20 protein-coding genes and 1 pseudogene are annotated in these 21,488 nt (G+C 35.6%); 17 read left to right on the forward strand and 4 right to left on the reverse strand.

Annotated features, from left to right (window positions below):
* The first annotated feature begins 46 nt into the window (after positions 1 to 46).
* The 7 genes and pseudogenes from A9C19_RS09285 to A9C19_RS09315 all read left to right on the forward strand — a co-directional run bounded on the left by A9C19_RS09285 (position 47) and on the right by A9C19_RS09315 (position 10,045).
* Positions 47 to 1,246 carry a phosphoglycerate dehydrogenase gene (locus A9C19_RS09285; protein ID WP_072579688.1) on the forward strand — a complete coding sequence of 400 codons (1,200 nt, stop codon included), beginning with the start codon at positions 47 to 49 and terminating at the stop codon, positions 1,244 to 1,246.
* Between the two features lie 308 nt (positions 1,247 to 1,554).
* Positions 1,555 to 3,414 carry an IucA/IucC family protein gene (locus A9C19_RS09290; RefSeq protein ID WP_072579689.1) on the forward strand — a complete coding sequence of 620 codons (1,860 nt, stop codon included), beginning with the start codon at positions 1,555 to 1,557 and terminating at the stop codon, positions 3,412 to 3,414.
* Positions 3,415 to 3,419: 5 nt separating this feature from the next.
* A complete protein-coding gene (locus A9C19_RS09295) occupies positions 3,420 to 5,339 on the forward strand; it encodes an IucA/IucC family protein (RefSeq protein WP_072579690.1) in 1,920 nt (639 codons plus the stop codon).
* Between the two features lie 5 nt (positions 5,340 to 5,344).
* Complete coding sequence (locus A9C19_RS09300) at positions 5,345 to 6,520, forward strand: type III PLP-dependent enzyme (RefSeq protein WP_072579691.1); 1,176 nt, start codon at positions 5,345 to 5,347, stop codon at positions 6,518 to 6,520.
* Positions 6,521 to 6,600: 80 nt separating this feature from the next.
* Entirely contained in the window at positions 6,601 to 7,323 is a 723-nt protein-coding gene (locus A9C19_RS09305) for a tubby C-terminal domain-like protein (RefSeq protein WP_072579692.1), read from the forward strand.
* 459 nt (positions 7,324 to 7,782) lie between these two features.
* Positions 7,783 to 8,454: pseudogene (locus A9C19_RS09310) on the forward strand (NRDE family protein); the annotation flags it as partial.
* 583 nt (positions 8,455 to 9,037) lie between these two features.
* Positions 9,038 to 10,045, forward strand: coding sequence for an LLM class flavin-dependent oxidoreductase (locus tag A9C19_RS09315; RefSeq protein WP_072579693.1), 1,008 nt, complete (start codon positions 9,038 to 9,040; stop codon positions 10,043 to 10,045).
* Positions 10,046 to 10,176: 131 nt separating this feature from the next.
* Here A9C19_RS09315 and A9C19_RS09320 read toward each other — a convergent pair whose 3' ends face one another.
* The 3 genes from A9C19_RS09320 to A9C19_RS09330 all read right to left on the reverse strand — a co-directional run bounded on the left by A9C19_RS09320 (position 10,177) and on the right by A9C19_RS09330 (position 13,881).
* Positions 10,177 to 11,385: a SpoIIE family protein phosphatase gene (locus A9C19_RS09320; RefSeq protein WP_072579694.1), complete on the reverse strand. Its 1,209-nt coding sequence runs from the start codon at positions 11,383 to 11,385 to the stop codon at positions 10,177 to 10,179.
* A 34-nt stretch (positions 11,386 to 11,419) separates the two neighbouring features.
* A complete protein-coding gene (locus A9C19_RS09325; RefSeq protein ID WP_072579695.1) occupies positions 11,420 to 12,232 on the reverse strand; it encodes an alpha/beta fold hydrolase in 813 nt (270 codons plus the stop codon).
* A gap of 374 nt (positions 12,233 to 12,606) precedes the next feature.
* The gene (locus A9C19_RS09330; RefSeq protein ID WP_072579696.1) at positions 12,607 to 13,881 is read right to left on the reverse strand and encodes an MFS transporter; all 1,275 of its coding nucleotides are present in this window, start codon (positions 13,879 to 13,881) and stop codon (positions 12,607 to 12,609) included.
* 208 nt (positions 13,882 to 14,089) lie between these two features.
* Between A9C19_RS09330 and A9C19_RS09335 the strand changes: the two genes are divergently transcribed.
* The 5 genes from A9C19_RS09335 to A9C19_RS09355 all read left to right on the forward strand — a co-directional run bounded on the left by A9C19_RS09335 (position 14,090) and on the right by A9C19_RS09355 (position 16,860).
* Positions 14,090 to 14,713, forward strand: a complete 624-nt coding sequence (locus A9C19_RS09335; RefSeq protein ID WP_083584333.1) for an NUDIX hydrolase — start codon at positions 14,090 to 14,092, stop codon at positions 14,711 to 14,713.
* 81 nt (positions 14,714 to 14,794) lie between these two features.
* Positions 14,795 to 15,376: an NUDIX hydrolase gene (locus A9C19_RS09340; RefSeq protein WP_072579697.1), complete on the forward strand. Its 582-nt coding sequence runs from the start codon at positions 14,795 to 14,797 to the stop codon at positions 15,374 to 15,376.
* A gap of 21 nt (positions 15,377 to 15,397) precedes the next feature.
* Positions 15,398 to 15,655: a DUF3977 family protein gene (locus A9C19_RS09345; protein ID WP_072579698.1), complete on the forward strand. Its 258-nt coding sequence runs from the start codon at positions 15,398 to 15,400 to the stop codon at positions 15,653 to 15,655.
* Positions 15,656 to 15,712: 57 nt separating this feature from the next.
* Complete coding sequence (locus A9C19_RS09350) at positions 15,713 to 16,063, forward strand: DUF2200 domain-containing protein (protein ID WP_072579699.1); 351 nt, start codon at positions 15,713 to 15,715, stop codon at positions 16,061 to 16,063.
* A gap of 296 nt (positions 16,064 to 16,359) precedes the next feature.
* Positions 16,360 to 16,860 carry a DUF4825 domain-containing protein gene (locus A9C19_RS09355; protein WP_072579700.1) on the forward strand — a complete coding sequence of 167 codons (501 nt, stop codon included), beginning with the start codon at positions 16,360 to 16,362 and terminating at the stop codon, positions 16,858 to 16,860.
* Positions 16,861 to 16,888: 28 nt separating this feature from the next.
* Here A9C19_RS09355 and A9C19_RS09360 read toward each other — a convergent pair whose 3' ends face one another.
* The gene (locus A9C19_RS09360; protein ID WP_072579701.1) at positions 16,889 to 17,167 is read right to left on the reverse strand and encodes a hypothetical protein; all 279 of its coding nucleotides are present in this window, start codon (positions 17,165 to 17,167) and stop codon (positions 16,889 to 16,891) included.
* A 130-nt stretch (positions 17,168 to 17,297) separates the two neighbouring features.
* Between A9C19_RS09360 and A9C19_RS09365 the strand changes: the two genes are divergently transcribed.
* The 5 genes from A9C19_RS09365 to A9C19_RS22735 all read left to right on the forward strand — a co-directional run bounded on the left by A9C19_RS09365 (position 17,298) and on the right by A9C19_RS22735 (position 21,278).
* Entirely contained in the window at positions 17,298 to 17,705 is a 408-nt protein-coding gene (locus tag A9C19_RS09365) for a GNAT family N-acetyltransferase (RefSeq protein ID WP_072579702.1), read from the forward strand.
* Between the two features lie 17 nt (positions 17,706 to 17,722).
* Complete coding sequence (locus A9C19_RS09370) at positions 17,723 to 18,307, forward strand: dienelactone hydrolase family protein (RefSeq protein WP_072579703.1); 585 nt, start codon at positions 17,723 to 17,725, stop codon at positions 18,305 to 18,307.
* A 150-nt stretch (positions 18,308 to 18,457) separates the two neighbouring features.
* Complete coding sequence (locus A9C19_RS09375; protein WP_072579704.1) at positions 18,458 to 19,081, forward strand: ArsR/SmtB family transcription factor; 624 nt, start codon at positions 18,458 to 18,460, stop codon at positions 19,079 to 19,081.
* Between the two features lie 69 nt (positions 19,082 to 19,150).
* Positions 19,151 to 20,404 (forward strand): MFS transporter, encoded by a 1,254-nt coding sequence (locus tag A9C19_RS09380; protein WP_072579705.1) that lies wholly within the window; start codon positions 19,151 to 19,153, stop codon positions 20,402 to 20,404.
* 733 nt (positions 20,405 to 21,137) lie between these two features.
* Positions 21,138 to 21,278, forward strand: coding sequence for a YjcZ family sporulation protein (locus tag A9C19_RS22735; RefSeq protein WP_420835823.1), 141 nt, complete (start codon positions 21,138 to 21,140; stop codon positions 21,276 to 21,278).
* Positions 21,279 to 21,488: the final 210 nt, after the last annotated feature.

Here is a 21,488-nt window from a genome sequence, read left to right on the forward strand (position 1 = left end):
CAAATATTCATAAAATTTAAAAACAAACGAAAAGAGGAGAAATAAAATGAGCACTGTTCTTTTAGACAAAACGAAAACAATTAAAACGTTGAATAACATTGCCGATGTAGGTCTTAATGTGTTCAAGAAGGATCATTTTAAGGTAGATAACGAAAGTGAAAATCCTGATGCAATTGTTTTGCGTAGCTTCAATATGCATGCAATGGAATTTGGTTCTCATTTACTAGCCATTGCACGTGCGGGTGCCGGAGTAAATAATATTCCTGTCGATCGATGTACGGAACAAGGAATTGTTGTTTTTAATACACCTGGTGCGAATGCAAATGCAGTAAAAGAATTGGTGCTTACTACGTTAATGGCTTCTTCTCGTAATTTATTTGCAGGTGTAGAGTGGACTAAAACGTTAAAAACAGAAGGTAATCAAATTCCTAAGCTTGTTGAAGCAGGAAAGAAACAGTTCGTTGGAAAAGAAATTAAAGGGAAAACACTTGGAGTTATTGGACTTGGTCATATTGGGGCACTCGTTGCAAATGATGCGCTCGAATTAGATATGGATGTCATTGGATTCGATCCATTTATTTCAGTAGATACAGCTTGGAGTTTATCACGTAAAGTTCAACGAGCAATGTCAATTGAAGAGCTTTTTGCTAACTCTGACTATATTACCGTTCACGTTCCATTAACAGATAACACAAAAGGTATGTTTAATAAAGAAACGTTTGCCATAATGAAAGAAGATGTTCATATTTTAAACTTCTCACGTGGAGAGCTTGTGAACGAAGAGGATATAAAGGTTGCTTTAGAAGATGGGAAAGTCGGAAAATACGTGACAGATTTCCCGAACGAACATGTTTTAACAATGAAAAATGTTGTACCAATTCCTCACTTAGGCGCTTCAACTAAAGAATCTGAGGAAAATTGCGCAATCATGGCAGCTCACCAAATAAAAGACTTCTTAGAAACAGGAAACATCAAGAATTCTGTGAACTTCCCAAATGCTTCATTACCTTATACAGGGAGAAAGCGTGTGACTGTTTTTCACGAAAACGTTCCTAATATGGTTGGTCAAATTACAGGAGTTCTATCAACCTTCACATTAAATATCGCTGATATGGTCAATAGAAGCCGTGGTGAATACGCATATACCATGATAGATATCGACAACAATGTAAATGGTGAAATTATACCACAGCTAGAAGAGAAGCTGGCAACTATCGAGGGCATTGTCACTTCACGAATTATTTAAGAGAATCAATGTTTATAGAAGAAAAAAGTAACCAGGGCAGCTAGCTTGGTTACTTTTTTAATTTGTCATTTAAACTTAAACTTAATTTTTGGTCCCTATTAAATAGCAACATAAAGTTAAAAAGAGCTTTCAGCCTAACCAATACTTCTATAAAATACTCTATTGTTAGAATAGATAATGCTCACGCTATGGCTTATAATAAAAATTTACTATAGTTCAACTATTTCTATGGAAAGATTGACAATGAGAATAGTTATCAAAGATAATGAAATGGTTAAAGTTCTCCAAATTTGTGAGAGGAGAGAAAGATGAACAATTTTCGTGAAAGTGAAGAGTACGTTCTAAGAGATTTAGATATCATAGATCAAGGATATTCACGTATTTATAAGACGTTTATACATAAAGCAAGGAAACGTACATTAGTCCAGCTTATTCAAGCACTATTGAGAGAGAAGCTTGTAGAGCCAACTATAGAAAAACAAGACAATCAAAGTATGTACACATTAAAGGGAAAAGAAAATGGAATCATTACGTTTGCAGTAGGGAATCATTCATTCCTTCAACATATTGAGATTAACGGAGACGTTCTTTATCATGTGCAGACTAAAACCTTTAGAATAGATCATCCGGTTGACTTTCTAGCTCTACTAGACATTCAAGGTAATACACTAATCCTTGAAGAGGAGCTTGAGAGCTCAGTTGTTAATTATGCACTAGCTCTTACAGGGTCAGCTGTTCGACTTGAAGAATATTCCAACATATCGGATCAATGGACATTTACTTTTTTACTAGAACAAAAAAGAGAGAATCCTTCGTTTAGCCCATTAAGCTTTGCAGAGCAATGGGTGATTGACGGTCATACTCTACACCCTGGATCTAAAACGAGAATGGGTCTGTCTGTAAAAGATATTCTCCACTATTCACCTGAATGGGGCGGAAAAACAGATGTTGTTCCTGTAGCAATACATAAAGATTATGTTTATATGGCTTCAACAGGTGATGAGTCTATAACGCAACTATTATTGAAAGAATACCCAAGCATAAAAGATTCGAAGCAGTTCTCTTCCTTAAATGTGGAAAAATACGAATTAATTCCGATTCATCCGTGGCAGCTTGAGCATACAATAGAGCGTTTGCTACAGAAGGAAATACAGCAGAAGAGGATTGTACCATTACAAGATGTTCAAATAGAAACGAATTCCTTACTATCTTTTCGCTCTTTATCACCAAAGGGAAGTCGGAGTCTTTCTCATCTAAAAACGGCACTTGATGTACAGATGACCAGTGCTAAACGCGGTGTGTCACCTGCATCGGTTGTAAATGGTCCTGCTATATCTATGATTTTAAAAGAAATTGCAAGGAAGGATTCTTTTATTTTCAAACAATTCGTGTTCTTAGAGGAAAAAGCAGGGGCTTATTATGTCCCTAAAAAAACGAATTCTTTTCTCATGAAAAACATTTCGGCCTTACTTCGTGAAAATCCTGAAAGTTTAGTTAATGAGGATGAGATCGCAATACCAGCTGCGTTTTTAATCAGTACTTCGCCCATCACAAAAAAGCCCATTCTCATTGAATGGATTGAGGAAAATAAGAAAGGGAACATAAACCAAGCTGCGATAAACTATATAAAAGCATATGCAGAAAAATTAATACCTGGTTTGCTTCACTTAATGGTGAATTACGGAATTAGCTTAGAAGCCCATCTCCAAAATGCAGTACCTGTTTTTAAAGACTGTTTACCAGTTAAATTTATCCTTCGAGATTTAGGCGGAATCAGAATTCATGAGCAGCTTTTAAAGGAAAAGGTCGGTCCATTTACAATTAATAACAGCACAAATTTACTAACGAGCTCGATGAAAGATTTGTTTACAATGTTCTCACATGCAATCCTACATAATCATCTCGGAGAAATGATTCATCTTGTGTGCAAAGAATGGGATATTCAAGAGAGAGAGCTTTGGGAGCCTGTTTCTACCATTATATCTACAACATTAATGGAGCTTAAACAGGATGAATCTTTAACAAGAACAGTAAGAGAGCTAGAAAAGCATATGTTTCAACCACATGCTCCCTTAAAAGCGATGGTAAAAATGAGATTGTTTGACCAATATGTTGATAATCAATATACCGACGTCCCTAATCCTCTCGTACTTTGTGAAAGGAGCTAACAACTATGAGACATAACACCACGAAGAGTAGTAAACCGCTTTTTGAGGAAGAACAAGCTTGGCTTGCGTTCTTAGCCACTAACAACCCTACTCTCGTATCCTATTATGAAAAGCAACTTACGAAAGGCAGAAAAGGTATTTTATTTAAGCTAGCTTCATCTATGCTGAGAGAGAATTTACTTAACCTTTACTCATCATCGACTAGTTCAAAAAAGGGGATTCCAGACGCTGTGATACAGCAGCTTCCAGTACTAGAAGGTCACTCATCGTATTTTTTCTACTTAATAGATAAAGGCTATCTCGTTTTTGTTGTGGAAAAAGAATATGGATTCCGTAGAATTCAATTAAAGAATGATATTTACTTCATTAAGAACGGTGAATGTCGAAGTATTGAGACGGCCAGCGAATTACTCGAGATTTTCAAATCTAAACTACCACCTGCTATTCTTACTCTTCAAGAAGAATTAAATAATGGATCGGCTAATTATACGATGAGTCTTGCTTTTTATGAAAAATGGAAGGAAGAACATCAGCATGAAGCAGAAAGTACGATACATTATGCTGAGCTACAAAAACTGAGAGACCCTGATTTTCATTCCTCGTTATTTTTTGAACAGCTTGCAACAGAAGGGCATCATCTTCATCCTGGAGCGAAAACGAAAATTGGCTTACAAGCAAGTGATGTATTTCGTTTTTCTCCAGAATTTATGCAATCGCAGAACATTCGTTTTGTTGCGGTTAAAAGAGAGCAGATGTTAGCTGCTGAAAGTGAAAATGGTGAAATTGCCCGCTTCTATCCGGGATATGTGAATCAAGCAAAAGCACACTTAGAAAGAAAAGGGTACAATTTTGAAGACTTTATCCTTTTACCTGTTCATGATTGGCAGTATCATCATGTATTACCTAAAATTTATACATCTGAACTTGTAGATGAAACCATTATTCTATTAGAAGAAATGTTGATGGAAGGAAGTGCTTCCTCTTCTTTTCGAACAATATGGCCAAATGGTGAGCTTTCATTCAAACTAGCAGTGAATAGTCAGATGACGTCAACTGTCCGCTCGATCTCAACTCAAACTACGATGAATTCGATCCATGTGACTAAGGTTTTTAAAGAAATCTTTGAAAAAGAAACGGAGTTAAAAGGGTTTCTACCAATAAATGAAGTAGCTGGTTATAGCTTTCAGTCTGAAAACGATCTAAAATCTAGAAATCTATCTGTTGTAATAAGAGAATCGATTGAACAGAAGCTAGAAAAAGAAGAGCTAGCCATTGTAGCGAGCAGCTTATATCATATTTCACCGTTTAGCGGCAAAACGGTTTTACATGAACTGCTTGATGAGTATTGTAAGGAACAAGCCTTGTCTAAAGCCAAAGGGACTCGAGCTTTTTTACAGGATTATTTATCACTTACTCTATCTGGTTTTTTAACCCTCTTAGTGAAATACGGGATTGCACTTGAGGGACATATGCAAAATAGTGTTCCAGTCTTTAAGAATGGAAAACCAGTAAGGTTCTTCTTTCGCGACTGGGGTGGAATGAGAATTTATCTACCTCGTCTTGAGAAGCAAGGGCTTACTCTTTCTCTTTATCCTCATTCTGTCTCAGTGACAGATGATGAAACAGAGTTACGAAACAAAGCGTATTATACGATCTTTCAAAATCACTTAAGTGAAATCGTAATTGGCTTGAGTGAGTATGGAGAACTTGATGAAAAAGAACTTTGGAAAATAGTGAAAACAGAATGTGATAAACAATTCCAGCTTTTAGAGAATCAAGGTTTCGTTTGGGCGAAAGATGACGCCTCCTACTTGTACCGAAATGAAGTAGAGCATAAATCATTAACGAAAATGAGACTTTTCCCAGATGCAGGTTACTGCTACAGCATGGTCCCAAATCCTTTAGATGAAAGTGGGGACGAGTAGAGATCATGGAAGAGATCGTATCAAAGCTAGTAGAGAAATCAGAGGATGGTGTGTGTGCATACGTGTACGATTTAAAAAAGCTCCAGCATCATGCTCAAAAAATCAAGAAGTCGCTACCGCCTTTTTGTCAGTTTTTTTATGCGATGAAGGCAAATCCAGACCAGGAGATAGTCAAAACAGTAGCGTCCATTGTGGATGGAATCGAGGTTGCATCAATCGGAGAGGTGAAAAAAGCAAAAAACTTAACAGATCTTCCTCTCATCTTCGGGGCACCAGCTAAGAAATATAACGAGCTAGTAGAAATCGTGAATGGTGCTGTCACGCTTGTAAATATTGAAAGTGCACTCGATGTTGATAGAATTCAGACTCTCGCGAAAGAAGCGAAGAAAAAAGTATCTGCTGTTATACGGGTTAATTTGAGAGAAAATGTATCAGAAAGTCGCTTGAAAATGTCAGGTGTACCGACTCAATTTGGTGTCGATGAATACGAGGTATCTAAAATCATTGAAAAGGTTCTATCTTGTGAAAACATTGACTTAAAAGGTTTTCATTTTCATGCAATGTCTAATAATTTAGATGCAAAGGCACATATTGCGTTTGTTTCGCTATGTATGAAGAAAGCTCTACACTGGCAAAAAGAGTATTCTTTTTCTCTTAAAGTAGTCAATGTTGGGGGAGGAATTGGTGTGAATTATGCTAATCCTACTCAACCATTTGCATGGGAACAGTTCATAGAAGGACTTTACGAGCTTTACTATCAATATGGTCATTTAGGCTTTAAGTTGATCTTAGAATTAGGTCGCTATGTTGTTGCAGATTGTGGGTATTATGTGGCGGAGGTTATTGATCTAAAAAAGAATCATGACCATTATTTTGCGCTCATCAGAGGAGGGTCGCATCATTTTCGGTTACCAGCAGCATGGAAAATGAGTCATCCTTTTATCATTATTCCCACAGAAAACTGGGAATTTCCTTTCCCTCGTCCCCAAATGGAAGCTGATTCTGTAACAATCGCCGGGGAGCTTTGTACACCTAATGATGTGTTAGCGTTCGATGCTTTTGTGGAAAAGCTTCAAGTAGGTGATCTCATTCTCTTCCAATTAGCAGGTGCATACGGCTGGACGATCTCACACCATGAATTTTTGTCCCATCCTATGCCAGAAATTGTGTATATAAGATAACGACAGTGTAAATTCTACCAAATAATTGAAACCAAACCTCTTTTTCTACGTATAGATATGTAGGAAGAGAGGTTTTTCTTATGGCTCGATTAGTATTTTTATTTATTCTTATTTCAGTTGGACTATTTTTACGTTTTATTTTTTTAGGAGTGTTCGATTTAAAGCAAATCTTGCTTCTATCAATGTTCCCTATTGGTGCAGCCCTAATTTTCTTCATTCAAAAATGGTTAGCAAAACGAGACATTACATATATTCCGTCAAATGAAGTAAAAAACGAATGGAGTACAACCATTTATGACCGGTTAGCAGGGAAGAAAATGTTATATAAAGGCCAAGAAAAGGTTGGAGAATATAAACGTTTTTATTTTAAATGGTGGCAAAAAATCGTTAATGATGTTTTAGAGGGAAATGGCACATGGTATTTAAATCTTGCCTTTATTTCTCCTAATGAGGAGAATATCGACATTGTGGAAACAAAAAATGAACTTTTTAAAGCCTATCAAGAATGGGAAGTAAGAAGCGATGGATTTATAAGGGGAAAAATTAAAACAGATTACTCTATAAAAAATAGTGTCAAGCTAAAGGAGGCACTCATTTTAGAGCTTGGTGAAGAAAGCTATTATTATCAATCGTATAAAACGGGTTCAGAAATTCACGTTTTACAGGATGGTAAGGTTATAGCAAGTGGGAAAAGATCTGGATTCTTTTCGTCAAAGTATCATTTTCATTTACAAGAAGACAAGGAAGAACATGAAGTTTTTCTCGTATTAACATATGTGTTGTTTCATTATGTTTATAAATAGCGGGTGTAAAGAAAACATTCTTAATGGGACGTTGTTTACAAAATAAAGTGCGACTACTTCTTAATTGAATGATTTTTATAAATTGAATACATAGTTCCTCGAGGCTTTCAATGCGCAAAAAGAGAGCACCTCCTCGAAATGTCGAAACAAGTAATCTGGCACTTTGAATTTTTTAGGAAGACAAGACATTTATGCGAAAACAGTCTTTAACTAAATGTTTCCTTTTAAGAGTCCATTATTATATAAACTGGGTTTTCACATGGGAAATCTTATATATTGTTTACTACCTGTTCCATCAGCATATTTTGGCTTTTCCCCTATGAAGAAGTAAAATAAAAGGAAGATCTGATTGCAAGAGGAGAGTGTATCATGTGCTTAATTAATTTCGCATATAAAGTAGATTTACACTATGATTTAGTTGTAGCGGCAAATCGGGATGAATTTTAAAAACGTTCAACAGCTCAAGCTGGTTATTGGGAAGATGCACCACATGTCCTTGCCGGACGGGATTTAGTAAAACTAGGAACCTGGATGGGGATTACCAAGGAAGGCCGCTTTGCTGCATTAACAAATTATCGAGATCCTAACGAAATAACAGAAGGGAAAAGGTCGAGAGGGGAGATTGTAAGTAGGTACTTAATTGGAAACAGTAGTCCATTCAATTACCTTTCAACCATTCAAAATAATCGAGAGAATTACCCAGGATTTAATCTCATTGTTGCTGATAGGGAGAGTCTTTATTATTACTCTAATGTTGAAAACAAGATAAAGAAGCTTGAGGCAGGAATTTATGGACTTAGTAATGCTTTATTAGATACAAATTGGCCTAAGGTTGAACGAGGAAAGGCAGAACTGGAGAGCTGTATAAAAAAGAAAGCAGAACTAGATCTAAAGGAATCCTTGTTTTCTATGCTTCAGCATGCAGACCCAGCACCGGATAGGCTTTTACCACAAACAGGTGTACCTATAGAATGGGAGAGAATATTATCACCTTTATTCATTTCGTCAGAGCAGTATGGGACAAGGTGCTCGACAGTGATTTTAAAAGATCAGGACAAAATTCAATTTAAAGAAAGAACCTTTAACGGAGATGTTTTTTCTGACAAAGAATATTCTTTCTCTATTTCATAAGGTTCACTAGAAAGTTCACCATGAAGGTTAAAGATACATTCAGGGGCACATAGTATATATGATCAGTGAATTTGCTCAATAACTCGTTTAAACTAGAAACCGTTTAGATAGTATGCTGAAATAAAGCTTTTAGAGCCAGCCTTTATCGATTCATTTCATTCTTATAAATAGATGATGATGGATACGATACCACCTTACTGACAATATTGCGTAAGCTTGGATTCACCATCCAAGAAAAGTTGAAAGTGGTGCAGGTAAAGGTCTTAAGAATGTAAAAAAAGCTTAAGAGTCAAATGAAGGAGCTAGAGGAGAAGCTTGAAGATATTGAGTTTTCCTAGCTATTGAAACTGAGGGGACAGAATGATTTCACGGAATCAGGAATAAAGAATTCATACGAATATTGAAGACAATTGGGGCTGTCTTCAGTTAAAGAGATCATCAATCGAATTATGCCAATAAATAGTTGGAATGAATTATATTAACATAATGATAGGTTAAGCTTGTTTAAGCATATTCTTTTTCTTTTGACTGGTAAATTGGTACGATTAGGATGAGATACTTACAAAAAGAAAGGACAATTACGATGTCTACTATACAAATACCAGTTTCCGTCTTGAATCTTGTGCCAATTAGACAAGGACAAGATACAAGAAGTGCAATTAATTCGATGGTTACATTAGCAAAAAGAACAGAAGAAATGGGTTATTCTCGTTATTGGATTGCAGAACATCATAACTCAAAAACGCTTGTAAGCTCCGCAACATCAATTTTAATTAAACATACTTTGGAGCATACAAACTCTATAAGAGTTGGATCAGGCGGAATTATGCTGCCAAACCATTCTCCGCTTGTTGTTGCCGAACAGTTCGGTACAATGGCAGCGATCTATCCAGATCGATTAGACCTAGGACTAGGACGGGCACCGGGTACAGACATGATGACTGCAAATGCCTTAAGACGTTCTAATCAGAATGAATCTGTCTACACATTCCCTGAGGATGTGAAACAATTATTAACTTATTTTGGACCTGAAGAAGTTCAAGATTATGTGAAAGCTTATCCAGGTGTAAATGCTTCCATACCGTTATATATTTTAGGATCTTCTACAGATTCAGCACATTTAGCTGCTAAGCTTGGTTTGCCATATGTCTTTGCGTCCCACTTTGCACCACGAGCAATGGAAGAGGCTATTTCCATTTATCGTGACCGTTTCCAACCCTCTGCTTATTTAGACAAACCATATATGATCGTCTGTGTGAACGTCATTGCTTCTGAGACCGACGAAGAAGCAGCCCGTGAATCAACTAGTATGAGTCAATTTTTCTTAAATGTAGTTCGCGGTACGTCAAATCCACTTCTTCCTCCAATTGATACTATGGAAGGAATTTGGACCCAGCCTGAAAGAGAAATGGCGAAATCCATGACAAGTGTGTCTTTCATAGGAAGTAAGGAAACGATAAAGGATCAGCTAACAAGCTTTCAAGAAAAATATCAAGTGGATGAAATTATGGCTGTATCATATATCTATGACGAGGAAAAACAAATTAGGTCGTATGAAATTCTAAAAGAAGTTGTAGAAGGTAAGGAATAATAGCCAATAATTTAAAGAGGCAGACCGAATGGTTAAGATAATTCGGTCTGCTTCTTTTTCATATACAGTTATATATTAGCTAAGCTGTACGACAAATTCCTTCATTACCTAATACATATGGAAAGAGGGTGCTACAAGTCGATAATGATAAAGCATTGATCATCACTTTTATGCTGAAGATTATCTTCATTTGATAATGAATGAACAATCAGTTCTTTAAGGCGAGGAAGTGGCAGCTCTCTATTACCTATTAGTAAGGGTTTTAAATGATTAAAGCCAAGTGGATCTGTTACCCCGTCCGTATAGAGCAATAAACGGTCGCCTTTTTCATAATGAACGACCTCTGATTTAAAAACAGTTTCTTCAAACATTCCAAGTGGAGCTGATGTTGTATGTATGTCATATTGCTTACCATCTTTTTGTTGCCAAATGGCCGGTGGATGACCAGCGTTGCTAAATTCAATTGTTTGTTCTTTTGTATCGATTAAAAGATAGATCGCTGAACAATAATGTCTTGTTTCCTCGTGATGTTGAAACAATTGATGAAGGTGATTGTCAAGCTCTTTCATAATCACTTCAGTGGGATGACCGAACGAGATTAATCGTTGAAAAAGTGATTGTAACGACATAGTAATTAACGCAGAAGATACACCATGACCCATGACATCTAATATCATGACGCCATATTTACTTTTATCAATATGATAAAAACCATACATATCACCTGATAATAAACTAGATGCTCGGTAAAACGCATCAATCTGTATCTGGTCATGATGAAGAGATTCAGTGAGAGACGTTTCTTGTACCTTCTTGGCAAGTATAAGCTCCTTTTTCATTTCTTCTTCAAAGAGAGCATTTTTTTTATTAATGTTAATAAGTTCCTCTTGTTTTTTCTTCAATTGCTCCATCGCAATTTTTAAATCGGCATTCGCTTTATTTCGAGCATGTAAAGCAGCTTCAGCCTCTTTTTTGGCTGTTAATAATTCATTTTCATAGTCACTTCTTTTCTTAATTGGAAAAAGGGCATAATGAATTATAACTGTTCCTTCTTTTATCGTTTTTACAGCGTTCATGATGACAGGTATTTCCTTTTCAAGTGCTGTATGTAAGCTTAGATAAATTTCATCAACTTTGTTTTGTTGTCGTATAAAAGGTTTTGCATAATACTCGAAAAAAACTTTTGAGGGAACGGTTAATAGATGTTTAATATGCTTATTTACAACTTGTTCTTCTGTATAGTTTAACAAGTGAAGAAGCATTGGGTTAATGGCTAGGATGAATCCTTCAGCATTTGCAGTTAACAATCCACAAGGCGCTTCATTTACTAGTTCATCCATTTAACAAATTCACCTCAATTCTACCCCATTTAGGTTAGTTTTGCTGTTTATGTAAATACTTTTTGATAAGCGTAATAGTTTCTTCAGGCTGACTCATATGTGGACAGTGAGCGGTCGCCTTCATGACCTCTAATGTACTATTAGGCGTATTTTCGTGTAGATAATGTCCAACTGAAGAAGGGGCGATAATATCCTCTGTACATTGTAAAATCAATGATGGTACAGGTACCTTGGAAAGCTCCGGTCTTGTATCAGAATAAAAAGTTGTTTGAGCAAATTGTTTTGCAAGTAACGGATCCATTTTACAAAAGTTATCTTCAAGCTGTTGTTTTAATTCTGGCTGATCTGGATTTCCCATGGCAATACCAGAAAAGTCAGTTGCCCAGCTAAAATAGTTTTTTTCCATCATATCTAGTAATCCAGCAATATCTTCTTCTTCAAATCCACCATAATAAGAGGGGGGATCATTAATATATCGCGGAGATGGACCAATCATAATTAAGTGTGAAAAATAATCCGGCCTTTCAATTGAAGCAAGAACGCCTATCATACTGCTAACAGAATGACCGACAAAGATGGCATCCCTTATATGTAATGCTTCACATATTTCTACTACATCTTTTGCATACCCATCTAGATTGCTGTAGCGTGAAGCATCATATGAATTCTTATCTGATAGACCTGAGCCTACATAGTCAAATAAAATGATACGATAATCTTCTTCGAATTCTTTAGTAACAGAATTCCATACTGTTTGATCACAACCATAGCCATGGGCAAAGATTAACGTTTTCTTTCCGGTTCCTTTAATTGAAACATTATTACGTTCTAAGATTGTTGACTTCATGAAAAAAAGTCCTTTCTATGATAATTTAGAATGGTACAAAATTTCTCATTATACGAATATCATAGCATTAATTCACGTGTTCTTGTATGAAATTCTTGTAAACGTATAGATTACGCTAAATCACATAGGATTTCATTTTTTATTTGCGTCCCCTTGTGTTAAATAAAATTGACAATTAGTTCATCGTTTGAAAGCAGAAGGAATATATCTAAGGAATTCGAAAGGAAAACCGTAACATACTTTACATAGCTAGTAAAGAAAAGCCATTTATTACTTTGTGTAAGGCTTCATTTAGGAAGAAGTCAAAGCAATAGGAGCTGTGACTCTCGTTTTCTGAAGGTTGATGATAATAAACTTGGTTACAACATTCCTTATTATAGATTTGCTGCTTGTTTTCTTTGAGTGATTTCTGTCATTTCTTCTTTTATTAAGATAGCTCCCATTAATCCAAGTAATGAGAAGATAATCGGAATAATAAATCCAATGGTGTATCCTGTGCTTATGAGTGATGGAGGAAAGGAGTCCAAGACTTTACCGAATAAGCTCGGTAACATAACAGCACTTAGGAAGCCTCCCATATTTGCAAATCCAGAAACCACTCCTACTTCTGTTACAGGAAAAGACTGGCGCACAACAGCAAATGTCATGGAACTCGCTCCATTTCCGTACCCAATGAAAAAGAAAAGTAAGATACCTAACAAGTATGGAGGTTTTCCTTCAAATATAAGCAATAAAGTCCAACAGAGGAAAACAACTGTATGGACGAACATATAAGGTCGTTTTACAGAGGGAAGACGACTAGAGAGAGTACTCGTTACAAATGCACCAATTAAGACGCCGAATAAGCCAATCATGACAAGTTGGCTTGCATCGGAACGAGATAATTCATATATTTCCATACCGTAAGGAACCGCCCACGATCCAATAAATCCTACATAGGTTCCGACTAGACCAAAATGACAAAAAAACGTTGCCCACGCTTGTCTTGTAGAAAATACTCTTCGTAAAATACTCCAAGTCTTTTCCCGTTTACCCGATTGCTTTTTTTCCTCTTCTTTATTAGGTGGGAGCTTACGATTCGGAAAATAAACTAGGACGAAATATAGGACCAAACTTGTTACGCACAAGATACTTCCAACAGCGAAAAAGGGGATACGCCAACCAAATAAACCGATCCATATTGAAAAGGGAACGGTTGCCATGAGGAAGCCTAAACTACCTGAAATTCCTGCAAAACCTAGAAGTTTAAGAAATTCCCCGGCTTTAAACCATTGACTTAAGATTAAAACAAGATTAATCCAAATCGTTGCATCACCAACACCTACAAGTGATCGAGCAATAATTAGCAGTATTTCTGTAGAAGAAACACTGTAAAGAATCGTTCCCATACCATTTAATAATGTCCCAGTAATTAAGAATACATTGGGACCAAACCGATCAGATAAAATGCCAATCGGGATTTGTAAGCCTGCATAGGCTAAAAACTGTATACTCGTCAATAAACCAATCGTTGCTGCCGACACCTGAAAATCCTTCATTAACTGATCGGTAATCAATCCGGGTGCTGTACGTTGACTAACAATCAAAAAATACGTAAACAATACCGTACCAAACACAACCCACCGATACGGACTTCTTTGCTTCTCCATTCCAACCTGCACCTTCTAACATAGTAATCTCTCTACAGTATACTATAAAAACCAAAAATCATGTTTCCTTTACCACTTTAATAGGGTGGGGGCCAGGCACCACTAATTAAAATGGATAAATATGATAAAATATTCAACGACTAGGTAATAAAACAAGGTACAAATAAAAAAGAGAACTGTCTGATAAACATCCTTAGGAGGGAAAGATTTGAGCGAACAAGAAATGCTGAGAATTTATGATGAGCAAAAGAATGATATCGGTGTAGCAACAAGAAGTGAAGTTCATAGAAAGGGCTACTGGCATGAAGCGTTTCATTGCTGGCTAACCAGTTATGAACAGGACACCGTCTATCTCTACTTGCAGCTACGTAGTAAAAGGAAGAAGGATTACCCTAATTTATTAGATATTACAGCTGCGGGCCATCTAGTAGCTCATGAAACAGTTGAGGACGGGATTAGAGAAATAAAAGAAGAGATCGGAATTGATGTTTCATTCGATGAATTAATAAAGCTAGGTGTACTTTATTATTGTGTGATACAAGAGGATTTTATCGATAAAGAACTAGCTAACGTTTTTCTACATAAAACGAATAAAACCCTTGATGACTTTATCCTTCAACTAGAAGAGGTTTCAGGAATCGTAAAAGTAAAGGTCAATGATTTCGCAGATCTTTGGTATGGGGTAAAAGAAAAAATTAACATGAAAGGATTTGAAATAAATGAACACGGTGAGAGAATAACTATTAATGAGTTTGTAAGTAGAGAGCGTTTTGTACCACATCAAATCTCGTTTTATAAAGAGGTTATTCAAAAGATACAGGAACATATATGACGGAAAGAATGACTCCCTGTAAAAGGGGATCAGTATTTTTAAATAGACATACTTCGCGATGATAGAAGGGAGTAGGAAACGTTGGATGAATGGAAGACCCTTAAGTCTGAATATCTTCATAAAAGCCCTTTTGGCAATATTAGAAAGGATGCCTGCTTATTACCAAATGGTCAAATGATCGATGATTATTATGTTCAAGAGTACTCAGATTGGGTAAATGCTATTGTGATAACAAAAGAAAATAAGCTTGTATTGGTTGAGCAATATCGACATGCGGGGAATGGTTTTTTCTTAGAGATTCCTGCTGGAAAAAGAGAAGGTAATGAAACACATGAAGAAGGAATTGTGAGAGAAGTAAAAGAAGAAACAGGGTATATTTCAAAGAAAAAACCTATTTTTCTAGGTGAGTTTATGGTGAATCCGGCTACGCAAAATAATATGGTAAAAACGTATGTAATACAAGAGGCATATAAAGCTTATGAACAAGTTCTAGATGATACTGAGGATATAAACGTGAAATTATATGATTTTTCACATTTTGGTGAACTAATTCTTTCTAAAAAAATTAAAACACAGTTATTTACGGCTTCTGCTTATTTTATGGCGAAGTATGCAAGTGATGAAAAAAGTCTTAAAGCTAGATTAAGAGAGAAATTTAATTAGTGAAAGAGGGAGAATCCTTTCATGAAGTATGTAGAACTTGGAGTTGGGAATAAATGGTTAGTGAGAACAGAAATTGAGCTAGAAGATGGAACTGAAAGGGAAGAAAAAGGAATTGTAGGTCCAATTATTTTTCATTCTTTCTATTTTAGAATATGGATTGGCAAGTGGGTCATAATAATGGATTCCAAAGAGGGAGTAAAAAGAATGAAGAAAACGAAAACAGCAATTAAAATGATTGTTGGAATAACTAGTATGGATTATAAGGTAATGAGTGAATGATATGTTGTCGGCTTCATATAAGCCTAATGTAAGATGTAAGAAAAGGGAGGGAGTTTAATGACTAAACATAAGATCTATACCATGAGTTTTGCAAGCGTTTATCCTCATTATGTAACAAAGGCAGAGAAAAAGGGGCGAACGAAAGAAGAGGTTGACGAAATTATCCGCTGGTTTACTGGGTATAGCCAGGAGGAGCTAGAAATACATTTGGAAAAAAAGACAGATTTTGAAACATTCATTATAGAGGCAACCAAGCTAAATCCATCAAGAAGATTAATAAAAGGTGTCATTTGTGGGATAAGAGTCGAAAAAATTGAGGAACCAACGATGCAGGAAATTCGCTATTTAGACAAGCTAATTGATGAGTTAGCAAAGGGTAAAGCAATGGAGAAAATTTTACGTACCTAAATGAACCATAATTTTTAATATAAAGAGAAGAGAAATAACCATGATCTAACTATAGTAATGGTTATTTCTCATTTTCCAAACTACTTTAGTTTAATATAATTATATTATGTAAACTGATAATAGCATATACGAGAATACAATATTAACTGTAGGAGGTTATGAATTTACATTTCGGATACAGAATCTTTTCTGTTAATCGTCCTAGCCATCTTCCTTAAATGATGTAAAAAATTCAACCTGATTAATGGCTATTTATGGTAGGATAAAGAGAGGTTTACATATAGGAGGAATACGGTATGAAAAAACGACAGCAAGTTATGTACATGATTATTATAGTCCCTTTCCTTTTAAGTGCCTGCAGCTCCGAATCAACGGAAAAGAAAGAAGATATTTTTCAATATAATCATTCGTATGTGGGAGATGCTGGTGCAGTCGGGAATATAACACGATTATTACCAGTTCCAAGTGGAGAGCAGGTGAGCGGATTAGAGCTTGAAACAAAAGAAGAACCATATGGAGTCATTGTAAATTATAGCTATAAAGAAACAAGCGATAATAATGAGAGAAATAATCAAGAGCTTGCTCTCTTTAACGCAACCTTCCTTCTCTCCTTACTCCAAAATGCCGATTGGGTTCAGTTCAATTTTATGGAGCAACCAATTAAAGTAACACTTGAAGAACTAACAGACCTGTACGGTACCAACATAAGAGAAGTGGAGAATGAAGAAGAACTAACAAAGCTTATTCAAACACATTTGGAAGATGAACAATCCGTGGAGTCGTTTTTTAGCAACTAATACTGGATGTAATTTGAAAGCGCGCTCATTATGAACGCGCTTTTTCATTCGCAGAGTTTATTTTTCTATAAAAAACGAGACAAACACCACAAATTAAAGAAAGTCCTATAAATGTAAAAAGAAAAAAGAGTGGAGAGCCAGTTGATCCAAATGCTACTACATTTTGAAGCGATTCAACATTTTGCCAATCCCCTTCAATAATTGGTATGTAATTTAATGTTTTTATATACCCAATGAAGAAGGTCCCTAAAAAGAACAAAACATGCAAGATAAAAGAAAAACAGAGAGAAAGAAGAATAGTCCTCAATTTTGCAAACTCCTTTTCTAAGTATATCTATATTGTACTATACCTTTATAGAAACTCACCTTCAAATTGAAGTGATTGATTGTATTTTTATATATTTAAGTGTATAAATATACTAAAAGGAGTAGTGTGTATGAATATAGTGATCCAGAATACCAATCCAGCAAAAGAGGACTTCATAGCTTTACACAAAACAACTGGGTGGAACCAGAAGGGATTGTTTACTTACGACCAATTATATGAAGCAATTTGCAACAGTTGGTTCTCCGCCTCGATCTATCATAATAATAAGCTAATTGCTTACGGGCGTATTCTATCAGACGGAATCTATCAAACGTTTATTTGTGACGTCATGGTATTACCGGAATATCAAGGACAGGGGATTGGAAGAAAAGTAATTGAATTACTGTTGGAGAAATGTAAAGAGAATGGAATCCAATGGGTTCAACTGTTCAGTGCAAAAGGGAAGCAAGAGTTCTATTTAAAGCTAGGGTTTACGATAAGAGATCAAGCTGCACCAGGAATGTCGATATTTTTATAAAGATAGCGAGGGGAAAAATGAATAGGTCAGTAGTTATCATTATCCATGAAATATACGGAGTTAACGATCATATTTCTACATTTTCTAAAAGGTTAACAAGTCAGGGCTTTGAAGTAATATGCCCCAATTTGTTAGACTTCGAATTACCTTTTGACTATGAACAAGAAGAAGAAGCGTATCATCATTTTATGAACAATATAGGATTTGATCACTCCGTGCAAAGGATTAGCAGCTTAGTCGAGGGAGTATCTAGAAAGTATGAGCGTGTCTTTCTCATAGGGTTTAGTGTAGGAGCAACCATTGCTTGGTTATGTAGTAAAGACCAATCCATAGATGGAATTATTTGTTTTTACGGATCTCGAATTCGTGAATATGTAGACATTGTACCACTATGCCCGACTTTATTGATTTTTCCGGAGATGGAAAAATCATTCAATGTTGATGAACTGATTGCTGGGTTAGGAGAGAAGGGGAATGTAACTGCGCTAAAATTTGAGGGTCTACACGGATTTTGTAATCCCTATTCAGCTTATTATCACAAAGAATCTGCGCAAGAATCATATGAGAGGGGCCTACAATTTTTAAGAGAGCAATTGAAATGAAGTTTAATATTTGAAAGCTTTTAGTACATAGTCATAATTGTGGAGATATGGAACTTTATGATGCTATGGTTTGTATCATAAAGGGATCCATGTTATTATACAGTTAAATATTTTTTACCGTGCAAAATTAATTAGACGGAGCTGATTTCTTTGAAGCCTATGTTCACTTTGTCGAATTATGCTCAATTAAAAGCGCTAAGTGACCCATTACGTGCAGAGATAATGATTCGATTAATCGAAAAATCATATACTGGACAGCAGTTATCAGAAATATTTGGATTATCACGTGCGAAAATTCACTATCATCTTAAAGAATTAGAAAAAAACGAGCTAATTGAGATTGTCAAAAAAGAAGAAAAGAATGGAATTATACAAAAGTTTTATCGTTCAGTAGCAAGAGGGTTTACACCGTCCTCACAACTACTTCCTCAAATAGGTGATGTTAGTGAAACCTCAAGACAGCTACTTTTGCAGCTAAATGATCGAACAAGAAATGCTATTTTATCAGCTTCTGAACATGCATTTCAATTAGAACAAGCAAGTGAGGAGCCTTCAAATTGGAGCTACGTTGGGGCAACCTGGCATTTTTCTGCAAAAGAAGAGCATTTTAAGAAGTGGATTAAGAAATATCATTCATTAATGAAGGAATTTAGTGAAATGACAAAAAATGATCAGCCTGATGAACCAGACAGTAAGATGTATTATCTTTCGACTATGGCTTTTCAAGTGGAAGAACCATTAATTGAAGAGTTAAAGAGTGAAAAAGAGGAGTAACTCTTTTTTTTGTATAACGGTTAAAAAAAGTTGACCGTACAAAATAAATAAACTAGGGTGTGATGAGAAGTGAGACAGTTATTTGTAAATGTAAATTTTGTCTTGTTATTTTTAGGAAGAGTAATAACAAATATAGGTGACAGTATGTATTATGTTGCATCTATGTGGCTTGTATATGAACTGGGAGGTAGTGCTTTTTATACGGGTTTAGCAGGGTTTCTCATCTTGTTACCGAAGGCTTTTCAATTCCTTTTTGGTCCGTTTGTAGATCGATGGAAAATAAGAAAAACGTTACTGACTACTCAAATCTTACAAAGCATCCTTATACTTATTATTCCATTCACTTACTTCTTAGATCTCCTCACCATTCAACTTATATTTATTATGATGCCACTAATTGCAGTTATCGAAGAATTTGCTTATCCAAGCCAAACGAAAGCACTACCTATTATTTTAAAGAAGACTGAATTAATTAAAGGAAACTCCGCCTTTGCCTTCGCCTATCAAGGCGTAGACCTTATTTTTCATTCTGTTGCAGGTATTTTAGTCACCTCCATTGGTGCTATCACTCTTTTTCTAATCGATTCTATTACCTTCGCTGTAGCTGCACTTTTATTTAGTTTCTTGCGAATTGAGAAAAGAACTGATGGAATAACAGAAGAACTAAAAAGTAAATATTATTTCTCTGAATTAAAGGAAGGACTATCTACAGTCTTTCAATCGTTGCTTTGGGTATTGCTATTAGGAGCAGCTTTTGTGAACTTTTCAATAGGAATGACAATGGCACTTTTACCATCAATTGCTCAATCTTTTGGAGGAGCTAGCTTTTATGGAATGTTATTAGCTTCCATGTCTCTAGGCCTATTAGTTGGTTCGCTAAGTGGATCTCTTATTGGCAATTTCCCTGTAGGATATTCTATTATTATTTGTTTTACAATGGGTGCTTTTTGTTGGTTTTCCACATCATTTGTAGCCACACCTTTTTTCTTTCTATTATTATTTGGATTAGCTTGGATTCCTATCGGAGCAGTAAATGTTTTGTTTGCAGGCATTACACAATCAATCATTCCGCTTGAAATGATAGGTCGTGTGAATTCAGTTATGTCAAGTTTTAGTGTAATCTTTATGCCAGTAGGATCATTACTTGGAGGTTATATAGGAACGATCATTAATCCAAATACGATTTTCACATATACAAGTCTAGGACTGGGTGTAATGGCATTCATGTGGGTTTTATTTAGTGAGCTAAAGAAACTGCCAAGAGTTGAGGAGATAGATGGAAGGAAATTAAAATTAAACGATACTCCTAAGGAGGCAAGCTGATTTGATCACTATAATAGGAATTAATAAGGACAGAAATCCTGTCCTTATTTTATTCAGACCTTACTCAACACATTTTGAAAATCTTCTTCTTCCTGAATAACAAACTCTTCAAAGACTTCGACGATATCATGATGATTGATTACGTATGAAATATTTTAATGAGATAATTCTCTCAGGGTAAGCGAAAGCAAGATAATCGAATATATTACCGTTTCCGTTTCGTCCATCTTCACTAAACGCAGTAATATGTGTTAGTTTCTATAATAGGTCGGTAGATAAGGAATTTTAGGATAAAAAGAGTGAAGGAAACTGCGAATAAGACGCTTAGGTTAACAACTAACATGAGATAAACGATTAAAGCTACATTCAAACCTTCCACAACGAAACAGCTCAATACCATTTATTTTCAATTTACCATAATGATAATAAGCTTAAAACTTCCCCAGATGAAAAGATATTTACTTGAAGATTTCTCCTGCTGAAATGAAAAAAATGATTTATGAGGGTGTCTCCTTGATTCATCATCAAAAATGGGCGTGAATTTGGGCCCTTTTATGAAGCATTCTTCCATGTAGACGGGCTCCAAATGTCGATAAGTGTATATAATGTATCGTCTAGTATTTTTCACAATCGAAAGGAAGATGTTTATATGTACGGTTATGAAAACATGCCAAATATGGCGGCGACAGCAAATATGCCACATGTTGGTGCAGCAAATGCTCCTTATCAGCCTATGATGTCTTGCTCATACGAAGCTCCTGCTTATGGATACTGTGCTCCTGAATATAGACCTAATAATACGTTCGCGCTAATTGTTGTTCTCTTTATTTTATTAATTATCATTGGTGCAACAATTTACGGAAACAAATGCTAAATCATGTAAGGAAAAAATCTCACCTTCGATTAAAAAGGTGAGATTTTTTTTGAACTACGGATCTTCGGTTAATTTATTTAAAGATCATTCATTATCCACTTTTAAAAAATATCTTTATTCCCATAAAAGGGTTTAACGTATGAAGGGAGAAACTAATAGTCAGATTTATAATAAGAAAGTATTACTATATTGGAAAAATAAGCTGTTACA

It is taken from the genome of Bacillus weihaiensis, from assembly GCF_001889165.1.
Classification (GTDB): domain Bacteria; phylum Bacillota; class Bacilli; order Bacillales; family Bacillaceae; genus Metabacillus; species Metabacillus weihaiensis.